This is a genomic window from Mangrovibacterium marinum, assembly GCF_003046625.1.
Classification (GTDB): domain Bacteria; phylum Bacteroidota; class Bacteroidia; order Bacteroidales; family Prolixibacteraceae; genus Mangrovibacterium; species Mangrovibacterium marinum.
This window is the reverse complement of sequence record NZ_QAAD01000004.1, coordinates 66,927-89,038: the sequence shown is the minus strand read 5'-3', so window position 1 is coordinate 89,038 and position 22,112 is coordinate 66,927. Positions and strand designations below refer to the sequence as shown.

The 22,112-nt window shown below is 47.8% G+C and carries 14 protein-coding genes and 1 tRNA gene; 10 read left to right on the top strand and 5 right to left on the bottom strand.

All coding sequences use genetic code 11. The features are described 5' to 3' along the window. Position 1: 1 nt before the first annotated feature. Positions 2–676: a CBS domain-containing protein gene (locus C8N47_RS04930; protein ID WP_146161433.1), complete on the bottom strand. Its 675-nt coding sequence runs from the start codon at positions 674–676 to the stop codon at positions 2–4. A 57-nt stretch (positions 677–733) separates the two neighbouring features. Here C8N47_RS04930 and C8N47_RS04925 point away from each other — a divergent pair, with 57 nt between their 5' ends. Next, positions 734–1,450, top strand: a complete 717-nt coding sequence (locus C8N47_RS04925) for a pyridoxine 5'-phosphate synthase (RefSeq protein WP_107821418.1) — start codon at positions 734–736, stop codon at positions 1,448–1,450. Positions 1,451–1,598: 148 nt separating this feature from the next. Next, a complete protein-coding gene (locus tag C8N47_RS04920; RefSeq protein WP_170111295.1) occupies positions 1,599–2,411 on the top strand; it encodes an alpha/beta fold hydrolase in 813 nt (270 codons plus the stop codon). A 135-nt stretch (positions 2,412–2,546) separates the two neighbouring features. Here C8N47_RS04920 and malQ read toward each other — a convergent pair whose 3' ends face one another. Beyond that, positions 2,547–4,040: a 4-alpha-glucanotransferase gene (gene malQ / locus C8N47_RS04915; protein ID WP_170111294.1), complete on the bottom strand. Its 1,494-nt coding sequence runs from the start codon at positions 4,038–4,040 to the stop codon at positions 2,547–2,549. Positions 4,041–4,287: 247 nt separating this feature from the next. Between malQ and C8N47_RS04910 the strand changes: the two genes are divergently transcribed. Next, positions 4,288–5,118, top strand: coding sequence for a CvfB family protein (locus C8N47_RS04910; RefSeq protein WP_107821415.1), 831 nt, complete (start codon positions 4,288–4,290; stop codon positions 5,116–5,118). A 70-nt stretch (positions 5,119–5,188) separates the two neighbouring features. Beyond that, positions 5,189–7,429, top strand: coding sequence for a type IA DNA topoisomerase (locus C8N47_RS04905; protein WP_107821414.1), 2,241 nt, complete (start codon positions 5,189–5,191; stop codon positions 7,427–7,429). 301 nt (positions 7,430–7,730) lie between these two features. On the opposite strand, the gene purL is transcribed toward C8N47_RS04905, so the two are convergent. Further along, on the bottom strand, positions 7,731–11,423 hold the full coding sequence (gene purL / locus C8N47_RS04900) for a phosphoribosylformylglycinamidine synthase (RefSeq protein WP_107821413.1): 3,693 nt from the start codon (positions 11,421–11,423) through the stop codon (positions 7,731–7,733). 343 nt (positions 11,424–11,766) lie between these two features. Here purL and C8N47_RS04895 point away from each other — a divergent pair, with 343 nt between their 5' ends. The 4 genes from C8N47_RS04895 to tpiA all read left to right on the top strand — a co-directional run bounded on the left by C8N47_RS04895 (position 11,767) and on the right by tpiA (position 14,979). Continuing rightward, positions 11,767–12,960 carry a M24 family metallopeptidase gene (locus tag C8N47_RS04895; RefSeq protein WP_107821412.1) on the top strand — a complete coding sequence of 398 codons (1,194 nt, stop codon included), beginning with the start codon at positions 11,767–11,769 and terminating at the stop codon, positions 12,958–12,960. Between the two features lie 108 nt (positions 12,961–13,068). Continuing rightward, positions 13,069–13,569 carry a YkgJ family cysteine cluster protein gene (locus C8N47_RS04890; RefSeq protein ID WP_107821411.1) on the top strand — a complete coding sequence of 167 codons (501 nt, stop codon included), beginning with the start codon at positions 13,069–13,071 and terminating at the stop codon, positions 13,567–13,569. 98 nt (positions 13,570–13,667) lie between these two features. Beyond that, on the top strand, positions 13,668–14,090 hold the full coding sequence (locus C8N47_RS04885; protein ID WP_245915671.1) for a DsrE family protein: 423 nt from the start codon (positions 13,668–13,670) through the stop codon (positions 14,088–14,090). Between the two features lie 130 nt (positions 14,091–14,220). Then, positions 14,221–14,979 (top strand): triose-phosphate isomerase, encoded by a 759-nt coding sequence (gene tpiA, locus C8N47_RS04880; protein WP_107821410.1) that lies wholly within the window; start codon positions 14,221–14,223, stop codon positions 14,977–14,979. Positions 14,980–15,647: 668 nt separating this feature from the next. Here the strand turns inward: tpiA and C8N47_RS04875 are convergent. Further along, a complete protein-coding gene (locus C8N47_RS04875; protein WP_107821409.1) occupies positions 15,648–17,996 on the bottom strand; it encodes a glycoside hydrolase family 3 N-terminal domain-containing protein in 2,349 nt (782 codons plus the stop codon). A 434-nt stretch (positions 17,997–18,430) separates the two neighbouring features. Between C8N47_RS04875 and lon the strand changes: the two genes are divergently transcribed. Continuing rightward, the gene (gene lon, locus C8N47_RS04870) at positions 18,431–20,800 is read left to right on the top strand and encodes an endopeptidase La (protein ID WP_107821408.1); all 2,370 of its coding nucleotides are present in this window, start codon (positions 18,431–18,433) and stop codon (positions 20,798–20,800) included. A 74-nt stretch (positions 20,801–20,874) separates the two neighbouring features. Beyond that, a tRNA-Thr gene (locus C8N47_RS04865) sits at positions 20,875–20,947 on the top strand. A 97-nt stretch (positions 20,948–21,044) separates the two neighbouring features. On the opposite strand, the gene C8N47_RS04860 is transcribed toward C8N47_RS04865, so the two are convergent. Further along, positions 21,045–22,100: a VOC family protein gene (locus tag C8N47_RS04860; protein ID WP_107821407.1), complete on the bottom strand. Its 1,056-nt coding sequence runs from the start codon at positions 22,098–22,100 to the stop codon at positions 21,045–21,047. Positions 22,101–22,112 lie beyond the last annotated feature (12 nt).

The window sequence follows — 22,112 nt, the reverse complement described above, 5'->3', positions numbered from 1 at the left end:
TCTAAATATTCATGTATTTCATTAATAATTCAAATCGATCGTCATACATATTCTTCAGGATGCTTTCATCCATAAAAACCGAACGTATGGTATAATCGAAACGCACGAAGGTCTGGATAATACCCGACAGATCCATCTGGTTCACCTTTAAGGTCACCAAAAGCTGATTCGCATTTTCGGCTCTCGAAACGTAAAAGCTTAAGATTTTGGCATCGTTACCCTCTACAATCCGGGCAATTTCCGACAAGGAATAATCGATCGGATTGAGCTCCAACACAATGACACCTCCGGGCTCTTTCACGGCGACCAAATCGGCAAATTTATGTGCCAGGTCGGTTGCGCTGATCACGCCCAGATACTGGTGATCGTCATCCAAAACCGGCACCAACGAAAGCTTCATCTCCGAGACAATGGACACCACTTCGTAAATATGCTGATTTCGATGCACGTGAGGTTGCAGCAAATTATCGCAGCAATCAGCCATTTCAACCTCGTTCAAATCCAAATCGTAAATGGTTTTATCCGAAATCAGGCCAATATAGCGATGATCGTCCACAATGGGCAAATGCGAAATACGAAAAATTTCCATCCAGTTCAATGCTTTCTGGCCGTTGTCGGTCAGGCGCAATGACGGAATTACATCTGATATGAGTTCTCTTGCTAACAATTCTTTCAATCTTAATTTTCAGGTTCAAACAATTAAATTGTAAATTTGCACATCGATTTAATTATTATGACCAGACTAAGTGTAAATATAAACAAAATAGCAACACTGCGAAATTCGCGAGGTGGTTCGATGCCCAGTGTTGTTGATGCCGCCATTAATTGTCAGAAATTTGGCGCTGAAGGGATTACCATTCATCCTCGCCCCGATGAGAGACACATTCGCCGACAAGATGTATACGATATTAAACCACACATTTACACCGAATTAAACATCGAAGGCTATCCAAGTGAAGATTTCATAAAATTAGTGATTGATGTGAAGGCCGACCAGGCAACCTTGGTGCCCGATAAGCCGGGGCAGCTGACTTCAGACCACGGATGGAACACCATTCAGGAGGCTGACTTTCTGCGTCCCATCATCAAAACACTAAAAGAAGCCGGAATCCGGACATCAGTCTTTGTTGATCCCGACCCGCTGATGGTTGAAGGGGCCTACCGCCTTGGTGCCGATCGGGTTGAGCTATACACCGAGCCGTACGCCAGCCAATATATGGAGGATGCCGAAAAAGCCGTTGCTCCCTTTGTTGAAGCGGCCAAAGTTGCCAAATCCCTGGGGCTGGGCATCAATGCCGGGCACGACCTCAATTTGAAGAATCTGAAATATCTGGTCGACATGATTCCCGACATCGATGAAGTCTCAATCGGCCACGCGTTGGTTGCTGATGCACTTTACCTGGGGCTTCACCAAACCATTAAGGAATATATGGACTGTCTCAGACCCTAGCAACCAGGTTCGGGTATGCGGATTAAGAAGCAAGTGCTCCAAATTGCTCTTATGCTCATTCAACACACAACTCAAACAGGCGTATCCATCGGTGAAACAGAAGCACCGGTCGCTACGCCTTCATTTTTTTGCAGGAAACAAACAACAGATGGAATTATTTTTCAGGGAAGAAGGCTCACAAGGCAAAACCATTGTAATTATTCATGGGCTGTACGGCTCGTCGGACAACTGGCTGACCGTTGGCAAGAAGTTGGGCAAACACCATCATGTCTACCTGATTGACCAGCGCAACCACGGCCGCTCGCCCAATGCCGATGAGCATACTTATGAGGCGATGAAAGAAGATCTGGCTGAGTTCTTCGACACACACAATATTTCGAAAGCGATTGTTATTGGGCACAGTATGGGCGGAAAAGCAGCCATGTACTTTGCAGCCGAATACCCCGAGAAGATTGAAAAACTGATTATTGCCGACATTGCCCCCAAGGACTACCTGGATCTGGGTGAAAGCAGCCAATATTATCAACATCAGCTGATCCTGGAAACGCTCATGGAACTGCAGAACAATTGCGAGGCTTACGAGTCGCGTGACGAAATCGCGGAGTTCCTGATGCTGAAGCTGGGCAGCCAGGATCTGGTGATGTTTCTGCTAAAAAGCATCTACCTGGACAAAGAGACCAAGCGGTTTAAATGTCGGGTAAATGTTGAAGTGCTTTATGATTCGCTCGACGAGGTAATCAGCGGGATGAACTACCGCTGGCTCGAAGATCGCATCCCCATCTTGAGCTATCCGGTATTGTTCATCCGCGGAGCCAAATCGAATTACCTGACCGAAGAGGATGTGAAAATGGTGAAAGAAATTTACCCCGAAGCACAAATCACCACTATCCCCAACGCCGGACATTGGCTGCATGCCGAACAACCCAAATTGTTTATGGATGCCTTGGTGAACTTCATCTAATTCCAGCAATACAGGAGTCATGGCCGTTTACTCTCAACACCTCCTGGAGTTAGCTCCACGGCAATCGCCGCAGCGCGGTAACCTTTGGAGTTAGCTCCACGGCTCAATTTCACTCGGGCTTGTCGGCAGGAAAGGCTATTGAACGTTGACCACCCGATTGTACTTTCGGGTGAGCTCGGCCAGGAAATCGCGTTGACTTTTTTTCAGCATCTTCCACTCCATTCGCCACTCCCAATTGTTTTCAACCGTACCCGGGGTGTTCATCCGGTGTTTCCCATCCAACTCCAGCAGATCCTGCATGGGCACAATTGCAATGCGGGCCACCGATGCCCAGGCACTTTCCAACAAACGGTGATGCATGGAGCTCCAGCTCCCGCGGTAGTATTTTTTCAGGCTTTTACGCTCCTGTTTGGTCGCTGACTTCAGCCAGCCCAGGGTGGTGTCGTTATCGTGTGTGCCGGTGTAAACGGCGAAATTAGTGCCGTAATTATGCGGCAGGTTCACATCGGTTTCGTCGCCGGCAAAAGCAAACTGCAACACCTTCATCCCCGGCAGCCCGAAAGCATCGCGCAGCGCTTCAACTTCGGGGGTAATAATCCCCAAATCCTCGGCAACAACCGGCAAATCGCCCAGCTGTGTTTTCAGCAAACGCAACATTTCACGCCCTTTAGCCGGAACCCAGGTGCCGTTGATGGCCGTTTCTTCGGATGCCGGAATCGACCAAAACGACTCCAACCCACGGAAGTGGTCAATGCGCACCAAATCGAACATCCGCAAGTTGAAATGAATGCGGGCAGCCCACCAGTCATACTCCCGCTCGGCCAAACGATCCCAATCAAACACGGGGCAGCCCCAGTACTGACCGGTTTCGCTGAAATAATCGGGCGGAACACCACCAACCCGAGTCATCTGCCCTTGCTCATCCAACTCGAAGATGTCCGGGTTACCCCATACATCCGAGCTGTCCAGCGACACATAAAGCGGCAGGTCACCAAAAATGAGCACCCCTTTAGAATTGGCATAGTTCTTCAGCTGAAACCACTGCCGGAAAAAGATAAACTGTACAAAACGATGGTAATTCACCTCGTCATCCTGTTCCAACAAAGCCATATCAATCACGTGCGAATCGCGTTTACGGAGCTTATCCGGCCAGGCATTCCAACACAAGTCGTCATTGTCTGTTTTCAGCGCACGAAACAAGGCATAGTCGGTCAACCACCACGAGTGTTCGCCCAGGAAGGTATAATAATCTTCTTTCCAATCGTCAAAATTAAGTTTGAAGTTTTCGTAGGCCTCCCGCAGCACAAGTGTTTTTTCCTGCAGCACCAAGTCGTATTCAACCTGATGTACCGACATCTCGGGCAACTGCGCCAGACGATCATCTTCCAGCAGACCATCCTCCACCAACTGCTCCAGGCTAATAAAAAGTAAATTGCCGGCAAAAACCGAGTACGACTGATATGGTGAATTTCCGTAGCCCGTAGGCCCCACCGGCAGAATTTGCCATAAGCGCTGATTGGTCTCTGCCAAAAAATCGACAAACTCCCAGGCATCTTTACCCAAAGTGCCAATTCCGTATTGATTCGGCAACGAGCTCAAGTGCATCAGCACGCCGCTGCTTCGTTCCATTTCTTTCATAAAATTTATTGCTCACATTTCCGGCTTCCCTCCCCTGCCAAAGGATTTACCGATTGCCGGATTGCTCCTGTTTGCTACAAAAATAATCGTTTTATTACACCTTCAGCACAGCCATGAGACAAAAAGCTATTAATCCACCCACTTTTCATATCAGTTCACCTTGCTTTGTTGTGCCAATTAAAAGGGCGGGTAATCTCGGCTGAAAGCACTACCTTTGCACACATACAAAAACAAATTTATGGCAGAGATTGGTTTAATCAACAAACTGGAAATTGTTAAAACCGTTGACTTTGGTGTTTACCTGGACGGTGGCCCGCAAGGCGAAATTTTATTACCGAAGCGCTATGTTCCCGAGGAGTGTCAGCCAGGCGACGAGCTGGATGTTTTCATTTATCTCGACTCGGAAGACCGGCTGGTGGCAACAACCGAAACACCCAAAGCAATGGTTGGCGAGTTCGCCATGCTACAGGTGGTTTCAACAACCCCCATTGGTGCCTTCATGGACTGGGGTTTACAAAAAGACCTGCTGGTACCTTTCCGCGAACAGCAATTCCCCATGGAAGAAGGACGCAGCTACCTGGTTTTTGTGTACCTCGACCACGAAACACAACGCATCGTGGGCTCCTCAAAACTCGATAAATTTGTGGACAACCTGCCGGTTGATTACGAACCGGGCGAGGAAGTTGACCTGATTATCGCCGGCAAAACCGACCTGGGATACAAAGCCATCATCGACAATAGCCATTGGGGACTGATTTTTAAAAATGAAGTTTTTCAACCGCTCAAACAAGGCGACAAACTGAAGGGCTACATCAAAAACATTCGTCCCGACGAAAAAATCGACCTGGCACTTCAAAAACCAGGCTACGAAAAGATTGACAGCATTGCCCAAGGGGTGCTCGACAAACTAAAAGCAGCCGGCAGTTTTCTTCCGGCCAATGACAAAACAGCGCCCGACGAAATCTCAAAATTATTCGGAATTAGCAAGAAAAACTTTAAAAAAGCCATCGGCTCGCTCTACAAACAACGTTTAATTACCATTGAGGAGGATGGCATCCGGCTGGTCTGAGCTACGCCAACCGACTACAATCCGAAATACCTAACATTCAAACAAACACGACAAATCCGAATTGCCACGAATGAAACTTTGCATTGCCGAAAAACCAAGTGTTGCCAAAGAAATTGCGCAGATCCTGGGTGCTAAAACCCGCCGCGACGGCTTCTTCGAAGGAAATGGCTATTGGGTTAGCTGGACCTTTGGGCACTTGTGCACCCTGAAAGAGCCACACGACTATACCGACAGATGGAAATACTGGGACATGCGTTATTTGCCCATGATTCCACCCCGTTTCGGCATTAAAGTAATCGACGATAAAGGTGTGCAAAAGCAATTCAAAACGCTGGAAAAGCTCATTCACGAGGCCGACGAAATCATCAACTGTGGTGATGCCGGCCAGGAAGGAGAACTCATTCAACGTTGGGTGTTAACCAAAGCGATCGCCAAAGCCCCGATCAAGCGGCTGTGGATTTCATCATTAACCGAAGAAGCCATCCGCGAGGGGTTCGATAAGCTGATGGATGCTGCCGACTTCGACAAGCTGTACGAGGCCGGCAGCGCCCGTGCCATTGGTGACTGGCTGCTGGGGATGAATGCCACCCGCGCCTACACCCTCAAATACGGACAAAACAAACAGGTGCTTTCAATTGGCCGCGTGCAAACGCCTACGCTGGCCATGATCGTGGAACGCCAGCTGGAAATTGAGAACTTTAAGCCTGTCCCCTACTGGGAAATCAAAACCCTGTATCGCGACACCGTGTTTTCGGCAACCAGCGGCCGCTTTCAAAAGCCCGAAGATGCCCAAACCGTGCTGCAGGAAATCTCAGGCATCGACCTGTATATCGGCAAGATTGAAACGAAAAAGAGCAACGAACATCCGCCGCGCCTGTTCGACCTGACTTCGCTTCAGGTGGAATGTAACCGGAAATTCAGCCTCAGTGCCGACGATACGCTGCGCACCATTCAGTCGCTCTACGAGAAGAAGGTGACGACTTATCCGCGTGTGGATACGACCTTCCTATCGGACGATATTTATAAGAAAGTGCCTTCTATTTTGAAAAATATGAAGGGCTACGAATCGCTGACCCAGCCCGTCATCGAGGCCGGGAAGATTCGAAAATCGAAAAAGGTGTTCGACAATAAGAAAATCACCGATCACCATGCCATCATCCCAACGGGGCAAAACCGCATCGACCTAACCGAAATTGAACGGAAGGTCTTCGACATGGTTTGCCGCCGGTTTATTGCGGTGTTCTACCCCGATTGTCAGGCGGCCAACACCACCGTGGAAGCCAGTATCGGCAAGCATGCTTTTAAAGCAACCGGCAAACAAATTCTAAAACCCGGCTGGCGTGTTGTCTTTAAAAATGACGACAAAGACGATAAAAGCGAAGATCGTATTTTACCGGCCTTCACCACCGGCGAGCATGGCCCGCATCAACCCGATTTACAGGAAAAGCAAACTCAACCGCCTCAGTATTACACCGAAGCCACGCTGCTCCGTGCCATGGAAACAGCCGGCAAAAATATGGATGATGATGAGCTACGGGAACTAATGAAAGAAAACGGCATCGGTCGCCCTTCAACCCGGGCCAACATTATTGAAACGCTGTTCCGCCGCCGTTATATCCAAAAGGAACGCAAACGACTGGTGGCCACGCCTACAGGAGTTGATTTGATTGCCAGCATTGAAAATGATATGCTGAAATCGGCCGAGCTAACCGGCCAGTGGGAACGTAAATTGCGCCAGATTGAGAACGACGAGCTCGACATTGCCCGGTTTATGGACGAAATGAAGCAGATGGTATCGGAGGTAATTAACCAGGTGAAAACTTCGCCACGCCGACAAATCACCATTCTGGAGGACGAAGAAAAACTGAGGGCCAAAGCCAAAGAAGAAGCTAAGCAGCAAAAGAAAAAAGAAGCCGCCAAAGCCGCTAAAAACCTTTCATGCCCCAAATGTGGTAACGGAAACCTCCTGAAAGGCAACTCAGCCTGGGGATGCTCGGAATGGAAAAACGGCTGCCGCTTTATGATTCCCTTCGAGCTGTTCGGTAAAAAATTAACGGATAAGCAAGTCGCAGCCCTGGCCGGTAAAAAGAAAAGCCCGCTGATAAAAGGCTTCACCTACGACGATCTGAAAATTGACGGCCGGCTTTTGATTGATGATGATTCGGCAATCGTTTTAAGCACCGAAATCAAAGAAGACAGCACGTGCCCCAAATGCAATGTGGGCAAGATCGTGAAGGGCAAAACAGCTTACGGCTGCACCAACTTCAAAGCAGGCTGCAACTTCCGCATTCCCTTTGAGGTAAAGGCATAGCAAAGCAACAAGCTTTGAGCTGCACGCCTCAAGCTCGAAGTAGCCCGACAGCGTAAAATTCACCTTGATCTTCTCGGAAGAACGTCGTCCTAATGCCAATTTTTTTTTCAGAATGAGCTTTAAGCGAAACGCTGAAATTACAATGGCTAATCGGTATAATTCGGCACAAGCATTTTCATGACGCATTTACGGCTTAGGCTTATATGCATTGGAGCATTGTATCGGCGCGTCCATCAGCTTTCATAAATGCAAAAACGGCCATCCCCAGGGGACAGCCGCTTCTGATTTATGCTTTTTAGTCTTATGCTTTTGTTTTTTCGATGATCCAGTTACGTGCGTTCACAAACGCTTCGATCCAGGGAGCAACTTCTTCGTTTTTGCGGTTGGCCGGGTAGTAAGGCCACAACCACGGACGGAAAGCGCGTTCCAGGTGAGGCATCATCGCCAGGTGACGACCATCTTTCGAGCAGATTGCAGCTGCATCGTAGTCGGAACCGTTCGGGTTACCCGGGTAGAATTTGTTGGCGTATTTAAACGGAATATTGTATTCGCTCTCGGCATACGGGAAGCTGAATTTTCCTTCTCCGTGCGCAATCCAAACACCCAATTTCATGCCGGCCATTGTTTTCAACATCACCGAGTTGTTTTCAGCGATCTCAACGCCCACGAAGTTCGATTCAAACTTGTGCGACTCGTTATGTAGCATCTTCGGCATCTGCTCGTGTTCCGGGTAAATCAAGCCCAGCTCAACAGCCAACTGACAACCATTACACACACCCAAGCTCAAGGTATCTTCACGCTTGTAGAAGTTCTCCAAGGCAACGCGGGCTTTCTCGTTGTATTTGAAAGCACCCGCCCATCCTTTGGCTGAACCGAGTACGTCGGAGTTTGAGAAACCACCAACATAAACAATCAGGTTCACATCTTCCAGTGTCTCGCGTCCGGCAATCAGGTCGGTCATGTGAACGTCTTTCACATCGAAACCAGCCAGATACAACATGTAAGCCATTTCACGGTCGCCATTCACCCCTTTTTCGCGGATGATCGCCGCTTTTACTCCACTTGCTGTACGACGTTTCAGGTCGATACCATAGTCGGCAGCTTTACCGGTAAAGTCTTTGAAATCGTAAACCAGCTCGTTTTTCTTATAGTTTTTGAAACGCTCCAAAGCCAGTTTTTCGCCGCTTTGTTTGCGATCCATCAGGTATGATGTTTTAAACCACAACTCGCGCAGTGAGTCAATATCTAAATTGAAGCCAGCAGCACCGTTTACAACCGTGAACTCACGAGCTTCGGCAGGAGTACCAATTTTCACAAAACGAACACCAGCTGCATTCAGTTTGCTTTCGAAAGCCGCTGCATCAGCCGCCTGAACAACAATTGCCGGGTTTTCGTTGAAGAAAGCTTTTACGCTGTCCGCTTCACCTAAACCTGAAAGATCCAGTTTCAATCCGCTTTCGTTGTCGCTGAAACACATTTCCAACAAGGTGGTAATCAATCCACCCGAAGCAACGTCGTGACCAGCTACGATCAACTCGTCTTCAATTAAATCCTGAACGGTGTTGAAAGTCTTCACGAAATATTCCGCATCAGCAACAGTCGGCGCTTCTTGTCCGATCTTGTTCACAATCTGACCAAAGGCACTACCGCCCAAAGCCAAAGCTGTTGATGAGAAATCGATATAATAAACCGGTTTGCTGGCGTCGTTCACCAATACCGGTTCAATCACTTTTTTCACGTCGGTAACTTCACCCGAAGCCGAAATAATCACGGTACCCGGAGAGTAAACCACATCGTCCTTGTACTTCTGAGTCATCGACATCGAGTCCTTACCGGTCGGGATGTTCACACCTAGCGCGCAAGCAAAATCGCTGGCTGCTTTTACCGCACTGTAGATACGAGCGTTTTCTCCGGCATTTTTTGCCGGCCACATCCAGTTGGCGCTCAACGATACACTGCGGATTTTATCCGGCATCGGCGCCCAAATGATGTTGGTCAATGATTCGGCAATTGACAGGATTGAACCTTTCGCCGGATCAATCATCGCTGCTACCGGCGCGTGACCGATAGAGGTAGCCAAACCAGCTTTTCCTTGATAGTCGAGGGTAATTACACCGAGGTTATTCAACGGCAAATGCAATTTACCGGCACCTTGCTGTTTGGCAATACGGCCGGTTACCGAGCGGTCAACTTTGTTAGTCAACCAGTCTTTACAAGCCACACCTTCCAGTTGCAAAACATCTTCCAGGTAGCTTTCTATTTTAGCAGGCTCGTAAGCCAGTTCTTCAAATTTTTCAGTCGATGTTGTATCGGTCAAAACCGTTTTTGGCGGATTACCAAACATATACGACAATTGCCAGTCGATTGGTGTTTCACCTGTTTTCGAGTTCTTAAAAGTGAACTGCATGTCGCCGGTTGCTTCACCGATTACATACATCGGAGCACGTTCGCGATCTGAAATGGTCTTCAACAGATCCACGTGTTTTTCGTGCATCACCAAGCCCATACGCTCTTGCGACTCGTTACCGATCAACTCTTTTTGCGACAGGGTCGGGTCCCCACAAGGCAATTTATCGGTATCAATCAGGCCACCGGTTTCTTCCACCAATTCCGACAAACAGTTCAGGTGACCACCGGCACCGTGGTCGTGGATTGAAATGATCGGGTTTTCATCTGCTTCCGACAAGGCACGGATGGCGTTGTAAGCACGCTTCTGCATTTCCGGGTTGGCACGTTGTACCGCGTTTAGCTCGATGGCGTTTTCAAATTCACCGGTTGCCACCGACGATACGGCACCACCACCCATACCGATGCGGTAGTTATCGCCACCCAACAGAACAACTTTATCACCCTTTGTTGGCGAGTCTTTCAGACTGTCTTTTTTGCGACCAAAACCAATACCACCAGCCAACATGATTACTTTGTCGAAACCGTATTTTTTGTAGTTCTCGAAGTGCTCAAAAGTCAATACAGAACCACAGATCAGCGGCTGACCAAATTTGTTACCAAAGTCGCTGGCACCGTTCGATGCTTTAATCAGGATTTCTTCCGGTGTTTGGTACAACCACGGACGCTCTTCCATTGCTTGCTCCCAGTTGCGGGCATCTTCGGTACGCGGGTACGAAGTCATGTACACGGCAGTACCAGCGATTGGCAAAGCCCCTTTTCCACCGGCAATACGGTCGCGAATTTCACCACCGGTACCGGTTGCTGCACCGTTGAACGGCTCAACTGTTGTCGGGAAGTTGTGCGTTTCGGCTTTCAGCGAAAGAACTGTTTCAATATCTTTTACTTCGAAAAAATCAGGCTTATCCTGCGTCTTCGGAGCGAATTGTTCAACTGTTGGTCCCTGCACGAACGAGCAGTTATCCTTGTAAGCCGATACAATTTTATTCGGGTTCGTCTCCGAGGTTTTTTTGATCATTTTGAAAAGCGAGCTTTCCATTTCAACCCCGTCGATTACAAAAATACCGTTGAAAATTTTGTGACGGCAGTGCTCTGAGTTTACTTGTGAGAAACCGAACACTTCGCTGTCAGTCAACTTGCGTTCCAGTTTTTCTGAAACCTCATTCAGATACGCGATTTCATCTTCACTTAAAGCCAAACCTTCCTGCTCGTTGTAGGCAGCAATGTCTTCGATTCCGATAATCGGATCCGGCTTTTTATCGATGGTAAAAATATCTTGTTTCAAACCGTTGTACATCCGTTGAAGCATGGGGTCAAAACCTGCTTTGTCATCCGGAACGGCCATAAACTCTTCAATACGGATAATGCCTGAAAGGCCCATGTTTTGGGTAATTTCCACAGCATTAGTACTCCACGGTGTAATCATTTCGCGACGTGGGCCAACAAAAAAGCCTTCGATTGATTCACCATCAACAAAAGTTGCTTCGCCAAATAGCCAAAGCAGTTTTTCGATGTCAGTTTCAGCAAAGGAACCTGTTGATTGCACAGCGAGAACCGTGCCTTGAGGAGTTTTAAAAAATGAAATCATGTTGAATCTCTTTTTAAGATAAAGTTGACATGTTTGGGCTTTTGCCCGATTTTTTAATTTGCCCGCCAAAGAATCTAAAATACCCGAATAGAGCTCGTTAAATCATCTTCCCCGCAAGGCCGTCTGAAAGACGCTGCAAAGATAGAAATTCCTTAGGAAGTATTGGCCTCAAAGCACTAAAACACGCCTAATGTGAAAAACTTCAGCCTGTTGTTAATATTCGTTTTGGACCCCTGCAGAATTCTTCTCCGAAATGCGGTTTCGTTAACAGTTCTTAATCTTGGCGTAACTGGCCAAACCGAATCAATCGAGAACCTTATATTTGTATCCCAAATAGATATTTATGAGTGAACAAACACCCGCCGCCGAGCTGAAAGCGAGGATGGCGTCCTTTTGCCAAATCATGACCAGCCAAAATCCGGACTGGCAAATGGCGATGATTTTCAGTAAGGTAAACCTTTTATATTTCACCGGATCAATGTCCGAGGGGATGTTGGTCATTGAACGCGACAAGGATGCCACCTACTGGGTGCGCCGTAGCTACGAAAGAGCAATTCGCGAGTCGCAATTTGCGAATATCCGGCCTATGGGCAGCTACCGCGAAGCTTCGGCCCACTATTCGGCGATACCGAAAGTAATATACCTGGAAACGGAATTTGTTCCCTTAGCCATGTTCAGTCGGGTACAAAAATATTTTCCCTTCGAATCGTTTAAGCCGCTCGATTTTCAAATCTCGATGACGCGCGCCGTGAAAAGCGCCTGGGAGTTGTCATTTATGGAAAGAGCAGGCCAGATTCACCAACGGGTACTGGAAGAAAAAGTACCGGAACTACTGCGCGAAGGCATGAGTGAAGCTGATTTGGCAGCCGAACTTTACCAGGTGATGGTAAAAGAAGGGCATCAGGGCACTGCTCGTTTTGCCATGCACGATACCGACATTGTTGTGGCACAGCTGGGCTTTGGCACCAGCTCGCTGATTCCAACCAATTTTGATGGTCCCGGCGGAAACCGGGGGTTGAACGCCGCCGTCCCCAGCCTGGGAAGCCGCGATCGCAAGCTGAAAAAAGGGGATCTGGTGTTTGTCGATATGGGTCTGGGTGTTAACGGCTATCACTCCGATAAAACGATGACCTATATGTTTGGCGAGAAGCTACCTGCAGAGGTTCAAAGCATCCACCAACAATGTGTTGCCATCCAAAACCGGGTGGCCGAAATGCTCAAGCCAGGGAACACTCCAGAGATGATTTACGAGACAATCATGGCCGAGCTAAGCGATGAGTTCAAGCAAAACTTCATGGGCTTTGGCAACCGTCAGGTCAAGTTCTTAGGACATGGCATCGGCTTGACAGTTGATGAATTACCCGTACTCGCCAAAGGATTCAAAATGCCCATTCAGGAAAACATGGTGTTCGCCGTGGAACCCAAGAAGGGTATTCCCGAAATCGGCATGGTGGGCATCGAAAACAGTTTTCTGGTTACACCGGAAGGAGGACGCAGCATCACAGGCAGCAATCCGGGATTGATATTTGTTGAATAAATTACTAATCGAGATATCGCAAATACCTGAAACGGCGAAACGAAAACGTTGGCTGCTTCAGGTTATTTTTTTGTCCATCCATAGACTATTACCGTAGATTTTAGAACAATGAACTACAATTTTGAACGATACCAACAATTCATTAGCCAGGTTGATGAGCTCGCTGAAAAACTATCAACGCTTCACCACAACCAGATGCAGTGCCGCAAAGGCTGCGACTTGTGCTGCATGAACTATCGGATTTTTCCGGTGGAGTACTATGCCATTCAGCAAAGCCTGAACGATAAACCGGTAGAAACCGCCGGGGCAAACGACAACAGCTGCATTTTCCTGAAAGATTCCGTTTGTCAGGTTTACGCACATCGCCCCTTTATTTGCCGTACGCATGGCCTCCCCCTGCTCTATTTAAATGAGGAACAATGGGAACTTTCGGCCTGCGAGCTAAATTTTAGGGAATTCGACGACGAGGAATTTTCGGCTGAAAACACCTTTCCCCAGGACAGCTTCAACAGCGTATTGTTTCAGATCAATAAAGCATTCATTCAAGCGAACCAACTTAGCTATTCGGAATTCGATTTGCTGGAGATAAAAGATTTGCATCCGCGTTAAAAGCCCTGAAGAATTGATAAAAAATGTTTAAAAGCGGATGACCGACTTTGATTTCCTCTACTCGGTTCATAACTTGCCTGCTATAACCTATTTTTATCATGAAAAAACTACTTTTATTCCTCTTCGTGCTTTCAGGAATCAGCTTTTCAGCGCAAGCACAAAACCCGGCAAAAATGAATGAGACCACCAACAAACTAGCCGTCATCTGGTCGAGTGGCGACCCGGAAGTGGCGCAGAAAGTTTGCTTCATGTATACTTTAAATGCCAAAAAACAGGGCTGGTTCGAAGATGTTGTCCTGATTGTTTGGGGTCCCTCGGCTAAACTACTGGCTGAAAATGAAGACCTGCAAGCAGATGTAAAAAAGATGATGGATGCAGGAGTGGTTGTCGAGGCCTGCATTGCCTGTGCCAACATGTATAATGTTGCAGCCGACCTGAAAGAGCTCGACATCGACGTACGTCCCATGGGGATTCCGTTAACCAACTACCTAAAAGAAGGTTGGCGAACACTGAATTTCTAATTCAAAAAGGGTTTAAACAAAGGTTAAATTCCCCAAATACCCTTTAAAAACAGGCTCGGTTTATCCTCCTTTTTTCTAATTTTGGGCTCGACAATTGAAATCATAATTTCTATCCACAAATCAAATAAAAATGAGAAAAAAAGTTGTTGCCGGTAACTGGAAATGTAACACTACCGTTCAGGAAGGTGTTGAATTAGCAAAAGCTGTAAACCAATTAGTTGCTGCTAAAGGACCGGAAGATGTTGTTGTTGTTTTAGGAGCTCCTTTTACACATATCACCAAAGTTGTTGAATCAGTGGATGGCGCACGTGTAGGCGTTGCAGCTCAAAACTGTGCAGCTGAAGCTTCAGGGGCTTACACTGGCGAAGTTTCTGCATCGATGGTAAAATCAACAGGTGCTCAATACGTTATCTTAGGTCACTCTGAAAGACGCGAATACTACGGTGAAACAAGCGAAATTTTGAACAAAAAAGTGGCTTTGACATTGGAAAACGGATTAACTCCGATCTACTGCTGTGGTGAAGCTTTGGAAATTCGCGAAGCTGGAACACAAAAAGAATATGTCATCAACCAATTGGAAGAAACAATCTTCAACCTGAGCGCTGACGACTTCAAAAAAGTGATCATCGCTTACGAACCAATCTGGGCAATCGGAACTGGTAAAACTGCTTCAACTGAGCAAGCTCAGGAAATGCACAAAGACATCCGTGAAGCTATTGCTGCCAAATACGGTGCTGAAGTTGCTGAAGAAATTTCAATTCTTTACGGTGGTAGTTGTAAGCCAAGCAATGCTCCTGAGTTGTTCGCCAACCCGGACGTTGACGGTGGTTTGATCGGTGGTGCTTCACTGAAAGCTGAAGACTTCATCGGTATCATTACTGCTTACTAGTCGAAGTTTTTCGAAACATCATAGCTATCCCGGTTGGATGATCATCCAATCGGGATTTTTTGTGGCTTGAAATTAAGAATTGAGTCCACAATAACTATCACTGGATGTTTGTCAAGTTTCATCTTTTTAATTGCTCGGCCCTCAAGCCAGACTGGCTCTTCCTTTTCCAATCGATGAAAAGCCTGCCTGCCATAGGCCGGGAAGCAAAAATCTTGTCAAAACACCCTCTCGCGCGGGCGTTTTAACGGCCAACGAACACGATCAAACAACCAATACTGAAGCCTGAGCATTGTGTTTTAAAGAACCGGGATAAGCAAATCTCACTCGGTCGGGGTTGGCCTATTTTTATCAAAAGCGGAATCAACCGAAAAGCTTAGAGAAACCGGGAAGCTCCGATCCGGCAGCTGCCGGAGTGGAGATCACCCGGCTGAACTTAGCTTTTCGTAAGATGGCGCTTGCAGATAAAAATCAGCCTTGACTTTTTTGGTTACTTTTGGGGTCAAGCCAAAAAGTAACTCCTGTCCGGAAGGACACTCTGACATTTGGAAATCCCATCGACTAAAACAAAAAAGTCATCCCAATTAAATTAGGGATGACTTTTTTTATTGAAAGATCCTGAAACAAGTTCGGGATGACATCATTCTGCTAATAAAACTGAACTGATCAGCTTAATATTGAAATCCTTTTTCCAAAGTTATTGTTCCTTCCAACTGCGCATCTTTCGACGACGAGCCAATCATCACTTTAAAGTCGCCCGGTTCAATCACCCGCTTGTAATCAACACCAATCAAGCTAAACATGTCCTTCGTCATCGTGAAAGAAACCGGCTTGGTTTCGCCTTTCTTCAGGAAAACATGCGAGAAAGCCTGCAACTGTTTAATCGGGCGAACGGTCGACGCATGTTCGTCACGCAAATACAATTGCGGGACTTCTGCCCCATCGTACTTGCCCGTATTGGTCAGGTCGAACGAAACAGTGTAAGTAAAATCATCCACCGCTTCAATCTTCAGATTTGCATAGCTGAAGGTTGAATAGCTTTTGCCTTCACCAAAGGTGTACAAGGGAGCCGAAGTTCCCTCCACATAGTTGTGAGCAACAGGATTCTTCTTATCGTAATAAACCGGCAACTGGCCCACTCCGCGAGGCACCGAAATTGGCAAACGGCCCGTTGGGTTGTAGTCGCCAAACAACACATCGGCAATACCATTTCCACCTTGCTCACCCGGATACCAGGCAGTCAGCAAAGCATCGGCATTTTCCGATGCCCAGTTCATGTTCAACGGCCGCCCTTCAATATAAATAACCACCACCGGCTTTCCGGTTGCCTTAACGGCTTTCAGCAGTTTCATTTGATCGCCCATCAGGCCTAAGGTCATGCGGTCGTTTCCTTCGCCGCTTTCCATATCGCTTACCAATTTGCTGTTGGCTATGGCTGCGCCGGTAGCCAGGTAGTCGGTATTGAAGTCGCGGGCGCTGGAACCACCAACAACCACTACGGCAACATCGGCACTTTGGGCAGCTTTTACGGCCGATGCGATATCGGTTTGCGTGGTATCGCGGATAGCACATCCTTTGGCATAAATCACATTTTTAGCGCCCACTTTAGCTTGAATTCCCTCCAATACAGTCACCACATTTTCGGCCGGTTGCGGCGAGGTATAGTCACCCAATTGGTTGTACATCACATCGGCATTGGGACCAACGACCGCTACTTTAATCCCTTTTTTATTGAATGGCAACACGCCTTTGTTTTCCAACAAAACAGTTGATTGCTGAGCCAACTCCCGCGCCAATGCAATATTGGCATCGCTGTGCACTTTCTTTTTCGCTTCTTTCGGATCTACGTAAGGATTATCGAACAAGCCCATGGCAAACTTCCAGCGCAATACGTTGTACGCAGCCGAATCGATCACACTTTCGGCCAGCTTTCCATCCTTCACAGCCTGCCGCAATTCGGCATAGGCAATTCCACCCAAATCGACATTCGTCCCGGCCTCAATCGATTTGATCGCTGCCTCCTGCACCGTTTGGGTCACGAAGTGCGAGCCCATAATTCCCTGCACACTGTACAGGTCGGAAACCGAAAAGCCCTGAAAGTTCCATTCATTGCGCAAAATGCCGGTCAGGTATTCTTTGTTCATAGTCGAAGGAATTCCATCGATTGAATTATACGAAGTCATCACCGACAGAGCGCCGGCGTCAATAGCATCGCGGAATGGCGGGAAATAATTCTCCAGCAGATCGCGACGACTCACCACCGACGCATTTCCATTTACCCCCGACTCGGGGCCTCCGTAAGCAATAAAGTGTTTCAAGGTTGAAATGGCACTCCCCGGCCGGGTCACGTCGGCGCCGCCCAAACCAGCAACCATCGCCTCGCCCATCCGGGCAACCAGGATCGGATCCTCACCATAAGTTTCCTCTACGCGCGACCAACGTGGTTCCCGAGCCAGGTCTAAAATTGGCCCGTAAGCAATGTGCGCACCTTGCAGGCGCAGTTCCTCACCAATCGCCTGCCCCATTTTTTCAATGAGTGTTGTGTTGAATGTTGCAGCCTGCCCCAGACCAGTGGGGAACACCGTTGTTCCGATAGCCATGTGCCCATGGGCAGCTTCTTCTGCAAAAAACATCGGGATTCCCAAACGGGAATTTTCAATACTATAACGCTGCAAAGCGTTAGCAGCTTTAGCCGCTAATTCCGGATTTAATCCGTTTTCGAGTGTCTTTTTAGTCCATGGATCGGCACGAAAAGTTGCCCACAGCATACCAGCCAGCTGCTCCTTTTCCAAGGTTTGAAACTGATCGGAAGCAACAACATCATTTCCTTTAATCTCATACATCTCCCATCCCATAAAACAAAGAACTTGCCCCACCTTTTCCTCTAAGGTCATGCGTTGCAACAAATCTTTTGTTCTCACTTCAGCCGAGTAGGCCGGGTCTTTATACGCGGGCTGTGTCGACTGACTAACAGCAAGTTCACAGATCAACAAAAGACCGATACAGATACGATACCACATAAAAATTGTTTTTTAATTTAAAGCTCAAAGAACCCAAAACCGTTTTAACCAGGTCAAAACTATTAAAAAATACGAAGCCATCTAAATTGAGATGTGTGCGCCAATCATTTTTTATTCTTTTTAATCTCAGCTTTCGTTGCTGAAATTCGGCAAATGCAAAGACTCCGTGATGCGATGAATACAAATGACATTACAAATGTCGAACAGTCTGAAATCTGAAAATCTAACGATCTATTGATTACCGCAACTGTCGTTTTTTCGTTTCTGCCAGATACGAAGCCGACCAAAATGGCAGTTTCGCCTGTCAATTCGTTCGCAATCGGGCTTTGGTTTTATGTTTGAAAACCTGTAACCATCGTTTCCTGCGGAAAAATAGATATCTTAATTTCCGGCTGGAACGAAAGAACTGAAGGTCTTCTAAAATTTGAAACAACATGGAAAACAACACCACTGAAAATGCCGGAATTGTGCTGGTATCGGAGGTTTATCCGGATAATATTGTAGTCCTTCCTCTCGAGAATCGCCCTGTTTTTCCCGGCTTGGCTTTACCATTAAATTTCGTGAACCGCAAAGTTGTAAAGGCTGTCCTGTATTCCATCGAGAAAAACGGTGGTTTCATAGGTGTCTCCTACATCAAGGAAGAGAACAAAGCTGATTTCTTTGATTCGCGCAAACACCGAACGGGCACTTTGCTGAAGATTCTAAAGATCATCAACAAGACCGATGACAGCATCCAGTTTTTTGCACAGGCCGTCACGCGTTTTCATTACAAGCGGGAAGTGACGCGGCTGGGGATTCCCCACTGGCAGGTTGAGTACGAATACGAAGAAAAGCAGGAAATCAGCAACGAGCTGAAAGCGTACACTCTGGCAATCATTAACCTGGTCAAAAAATTGATACAGCTAAACCCCATGTTTCAGGAACAGATGAAGCTGGCTCTGTCGCAGGTTGGTATGGAGAAACCCGGCCTGCTAATGGACTTGGTGGCGTCGTTTCTGACGGCTGACGGCGACAAACTGCAGCCGGTGCTCGAGTCGATCGATCTTTTTCACCGCAGCGACTTGTTGCTGAAACTACTGAAAGAGGAAATCGAGTTAAATGAGCTTCAACAAAACATTCAGAAACAGATTGAAGAGAAAATATCCTCTCAGCAGCGCGAGTTTTTCCTGCGTGAACAACTAAAAATTATCAAGCAGGAACTGGGACTGGAAAAAGACGATAAAACCAGCGAGACAGAAACGATTGAAAAGAAAATTCAAAAGCTCGTCTTGTCCGATGAGGTCGCCGGTGTTATTCAGGAAGAGCTGAACAAACTGCAAACACTGGAGAGTGGCTCGGCCGAGTACCAGGTTTCGCGGACCTACCTGAACTGGCTAACCGATCTGCCCTGGGGCGTGTTTTCGGAAGACAATTACGACCTGGCCAAAGCGCGCCAAATACTCGATGAGCAACATTACGGGCTGAACGATGTGAAGCAACGCATCCTGGAATTTGTGAGCACCATCGTCAAGCGGCGCAAAGTATCCGGATCGATCATTTGTCTGGTTGGCCCTCCGGGGGTTGGCAAAACCTCTATCGGCAAATCGATCGCCGATGCCCTGGGGCGCGAGTTCTACCGTTTCTCGGTTGGCGGCATGCGCGACGAAGCCGAAATTAAAGGCCACCGACGCACCTACATCGGTGCCATGCCCGGCAAATTGATTCAAAGTTTGAAACGGACTGGTGTTTCCAACCCGGTGATCATGCTCGACGAGATTGATAAAATCGGCGCCAGCTACCAGGGCGATCCGGCATCGGCCTTACTGGAAGTGCTGGATCCGGAGCAAAACAGCGACTTTCTGGATCACTACCTGGATGTGCGCTACGATTTATCGAACATCCTGTTTGTGACCACTGCCAACCAGCTGGATACCATTCCGCGCCCCTTGCTCGACCGGATGGAAATTATCAAGCTTTCCGGCTACATACTGGAAGAGAAAGTGGAAATCGCCAAACGCTACCTGATTCCCAAACAACGCAAGGAACACGGACTGAAAGCCAGCGAAGTAAATATTACCGACGCAGCCCTCGTCGAAATTGCCGACAGCTATGCCCGCGAAGCCGGTGTCCGCGATATGGAAAATCAAATTAAAAAGATTATGCGCAAGTCGACGCTGTTACTGACAGAGAACGGCGACACTAAAATCAACGTCAGCAAAAACAACCTGAGCGAATTTCTGGGACAAGCGGTATTCACCACTGAAGAGCTATACCAAAAATCGCTTCCCGGAGTGACACTGGGCCTGGCATGGACTGCTCTGGGGGGAGCAACGCTATACATCGAAGCACAAGGTGTAAAAGGCCGGGGACCGGGTTTAAAGCAAACCGGTCAGCTCGGCAACGTGATGCAGGAATCGTCTGAAATCGCCTACTCGTACGTTCAAAGCTTACTCGAGAACGACCAAAGGGAGTTTTTCAAAAACCATCTGGTACACCTGCATGTCCCGGCCGGTGCAACGCCCAAGGATGGTCCGTCGGCAGGAATCACCATGGCCCTGGCGATGTACTCGCTGGCAATCAACCAAGCGGTCCGCAAGGGGTTGGCCATGACCGGCGAACTAACCCTGACCGGCAAGGTTTTACCCATTGGAGGCGTTCGCGAGAAGACCATTGCTGCCCGCCGGGTGAAAGTGTTCGAGCTGATTTTCCCCGCCGAGAACAGGAAAGATTTTGAGGCCTTGCCCGACTATCTGAAAGAAGGGATCACTCCCCACTTTGTGAACTATTTCGAGGAAGTAATCAAGATTGCTTTCGCCAAAAAATAGTTATTTTCTGAAAAATATATTGTTCGCCGAGAACAACGATAGCCCGAAGCAATTAACTTCGGGCTATCATTTCAGCCTCTTTAGCTCAGCTGGTAGAGCAGCTCATTCGTAATGAGCAGGTCGCGGGTTCGAGTCCCGTGAGAGGCTCCTGCCCATCTGTAAGAGAACCGTTGATTTCGATCGCGGTTCTCTTCTTTTTTAGTCTTCACTCCGGCAATCGGAGCCCATTTCAGCCACTTCCGCACTAATCCTTCACGCGGTTAAAACGAAGTGTTTTCACCATCCAATTGGGCAACGATTTCTTCGGATCGCGACCTTTCAGGTTCATATACCATCCCAGTTTTTCGACGATGGGAAGTTTATGGGTTTCCACAAATTCAATCGGTGTTCCGTCGGGATCGGAGATATAGGAGAAATGCCCCGCAGCAACGCCCATATCGAAGCTATCGGCCGAATTTACCGTAAAGGCAAAACCCTTTTCGTCGCATTCCTTTTGAAGCCATTCCATGCCCTGAATATCGAAACACAGATGAATGTACCCCAGCTCGCCCCAAATACGCTCCCGGAAGATGTGGTCGGGCTTGCGATCGAGTGCCTGCACCAACTCAATTTGGGTGGGCCCCAATATTTTGCTGAACGGACCGGTGCGTCCTTTATGCTTCAACAACACACGGCGGTATTTTTCGCCACCACCAGGCAAGGCTTCGAAATCGGCAAACTGCCCGCTTTCGTCGTAGACAAGCTGATCGTATTCCAGAATGCCGGAATATACTTTGCGGGCTTCCTCGATGTCCGAAACTCCAATCACCACGCCGGCAACGCCGCCTGTTACCGATTTTTCCTTCCTGTAAACATACGAATCGGCTACCACCTCGAAGATATTGTTATACGGATCGAGCAGATAATAGTGCAGGTTTCCTTTCGGATCGCTAGTCGGCTCCGACAACAACTGAACCCCCAAGGCCTGATGTTCACGGTAGGCCTTTCGCACATCCCGACATTTCATCTTGGTGATGAAAATTCCGGTATCGCCCAAACGCACATCAAAAACCGGTGCCTGGGGCTTTCGCCCGGTATGCTGCCAGATCTCGAAACCACCGCCACCTTCCATATTCATCGCCAGTGCGGCGTAACGTTCACATTCCTGGCCGTTGGTATAATGCTTCATCAGTTTGGCTGTTGCCGTATCTTCAAAGACATTGATGTCCATGCCAAATACTTTCCGATACCATTTCCAGGCTTCTTTGGCGTTCACTACACCAACTCCAACCTGCTGAATACCAACAATATTTTTTTTCATAGAGTGATTCTA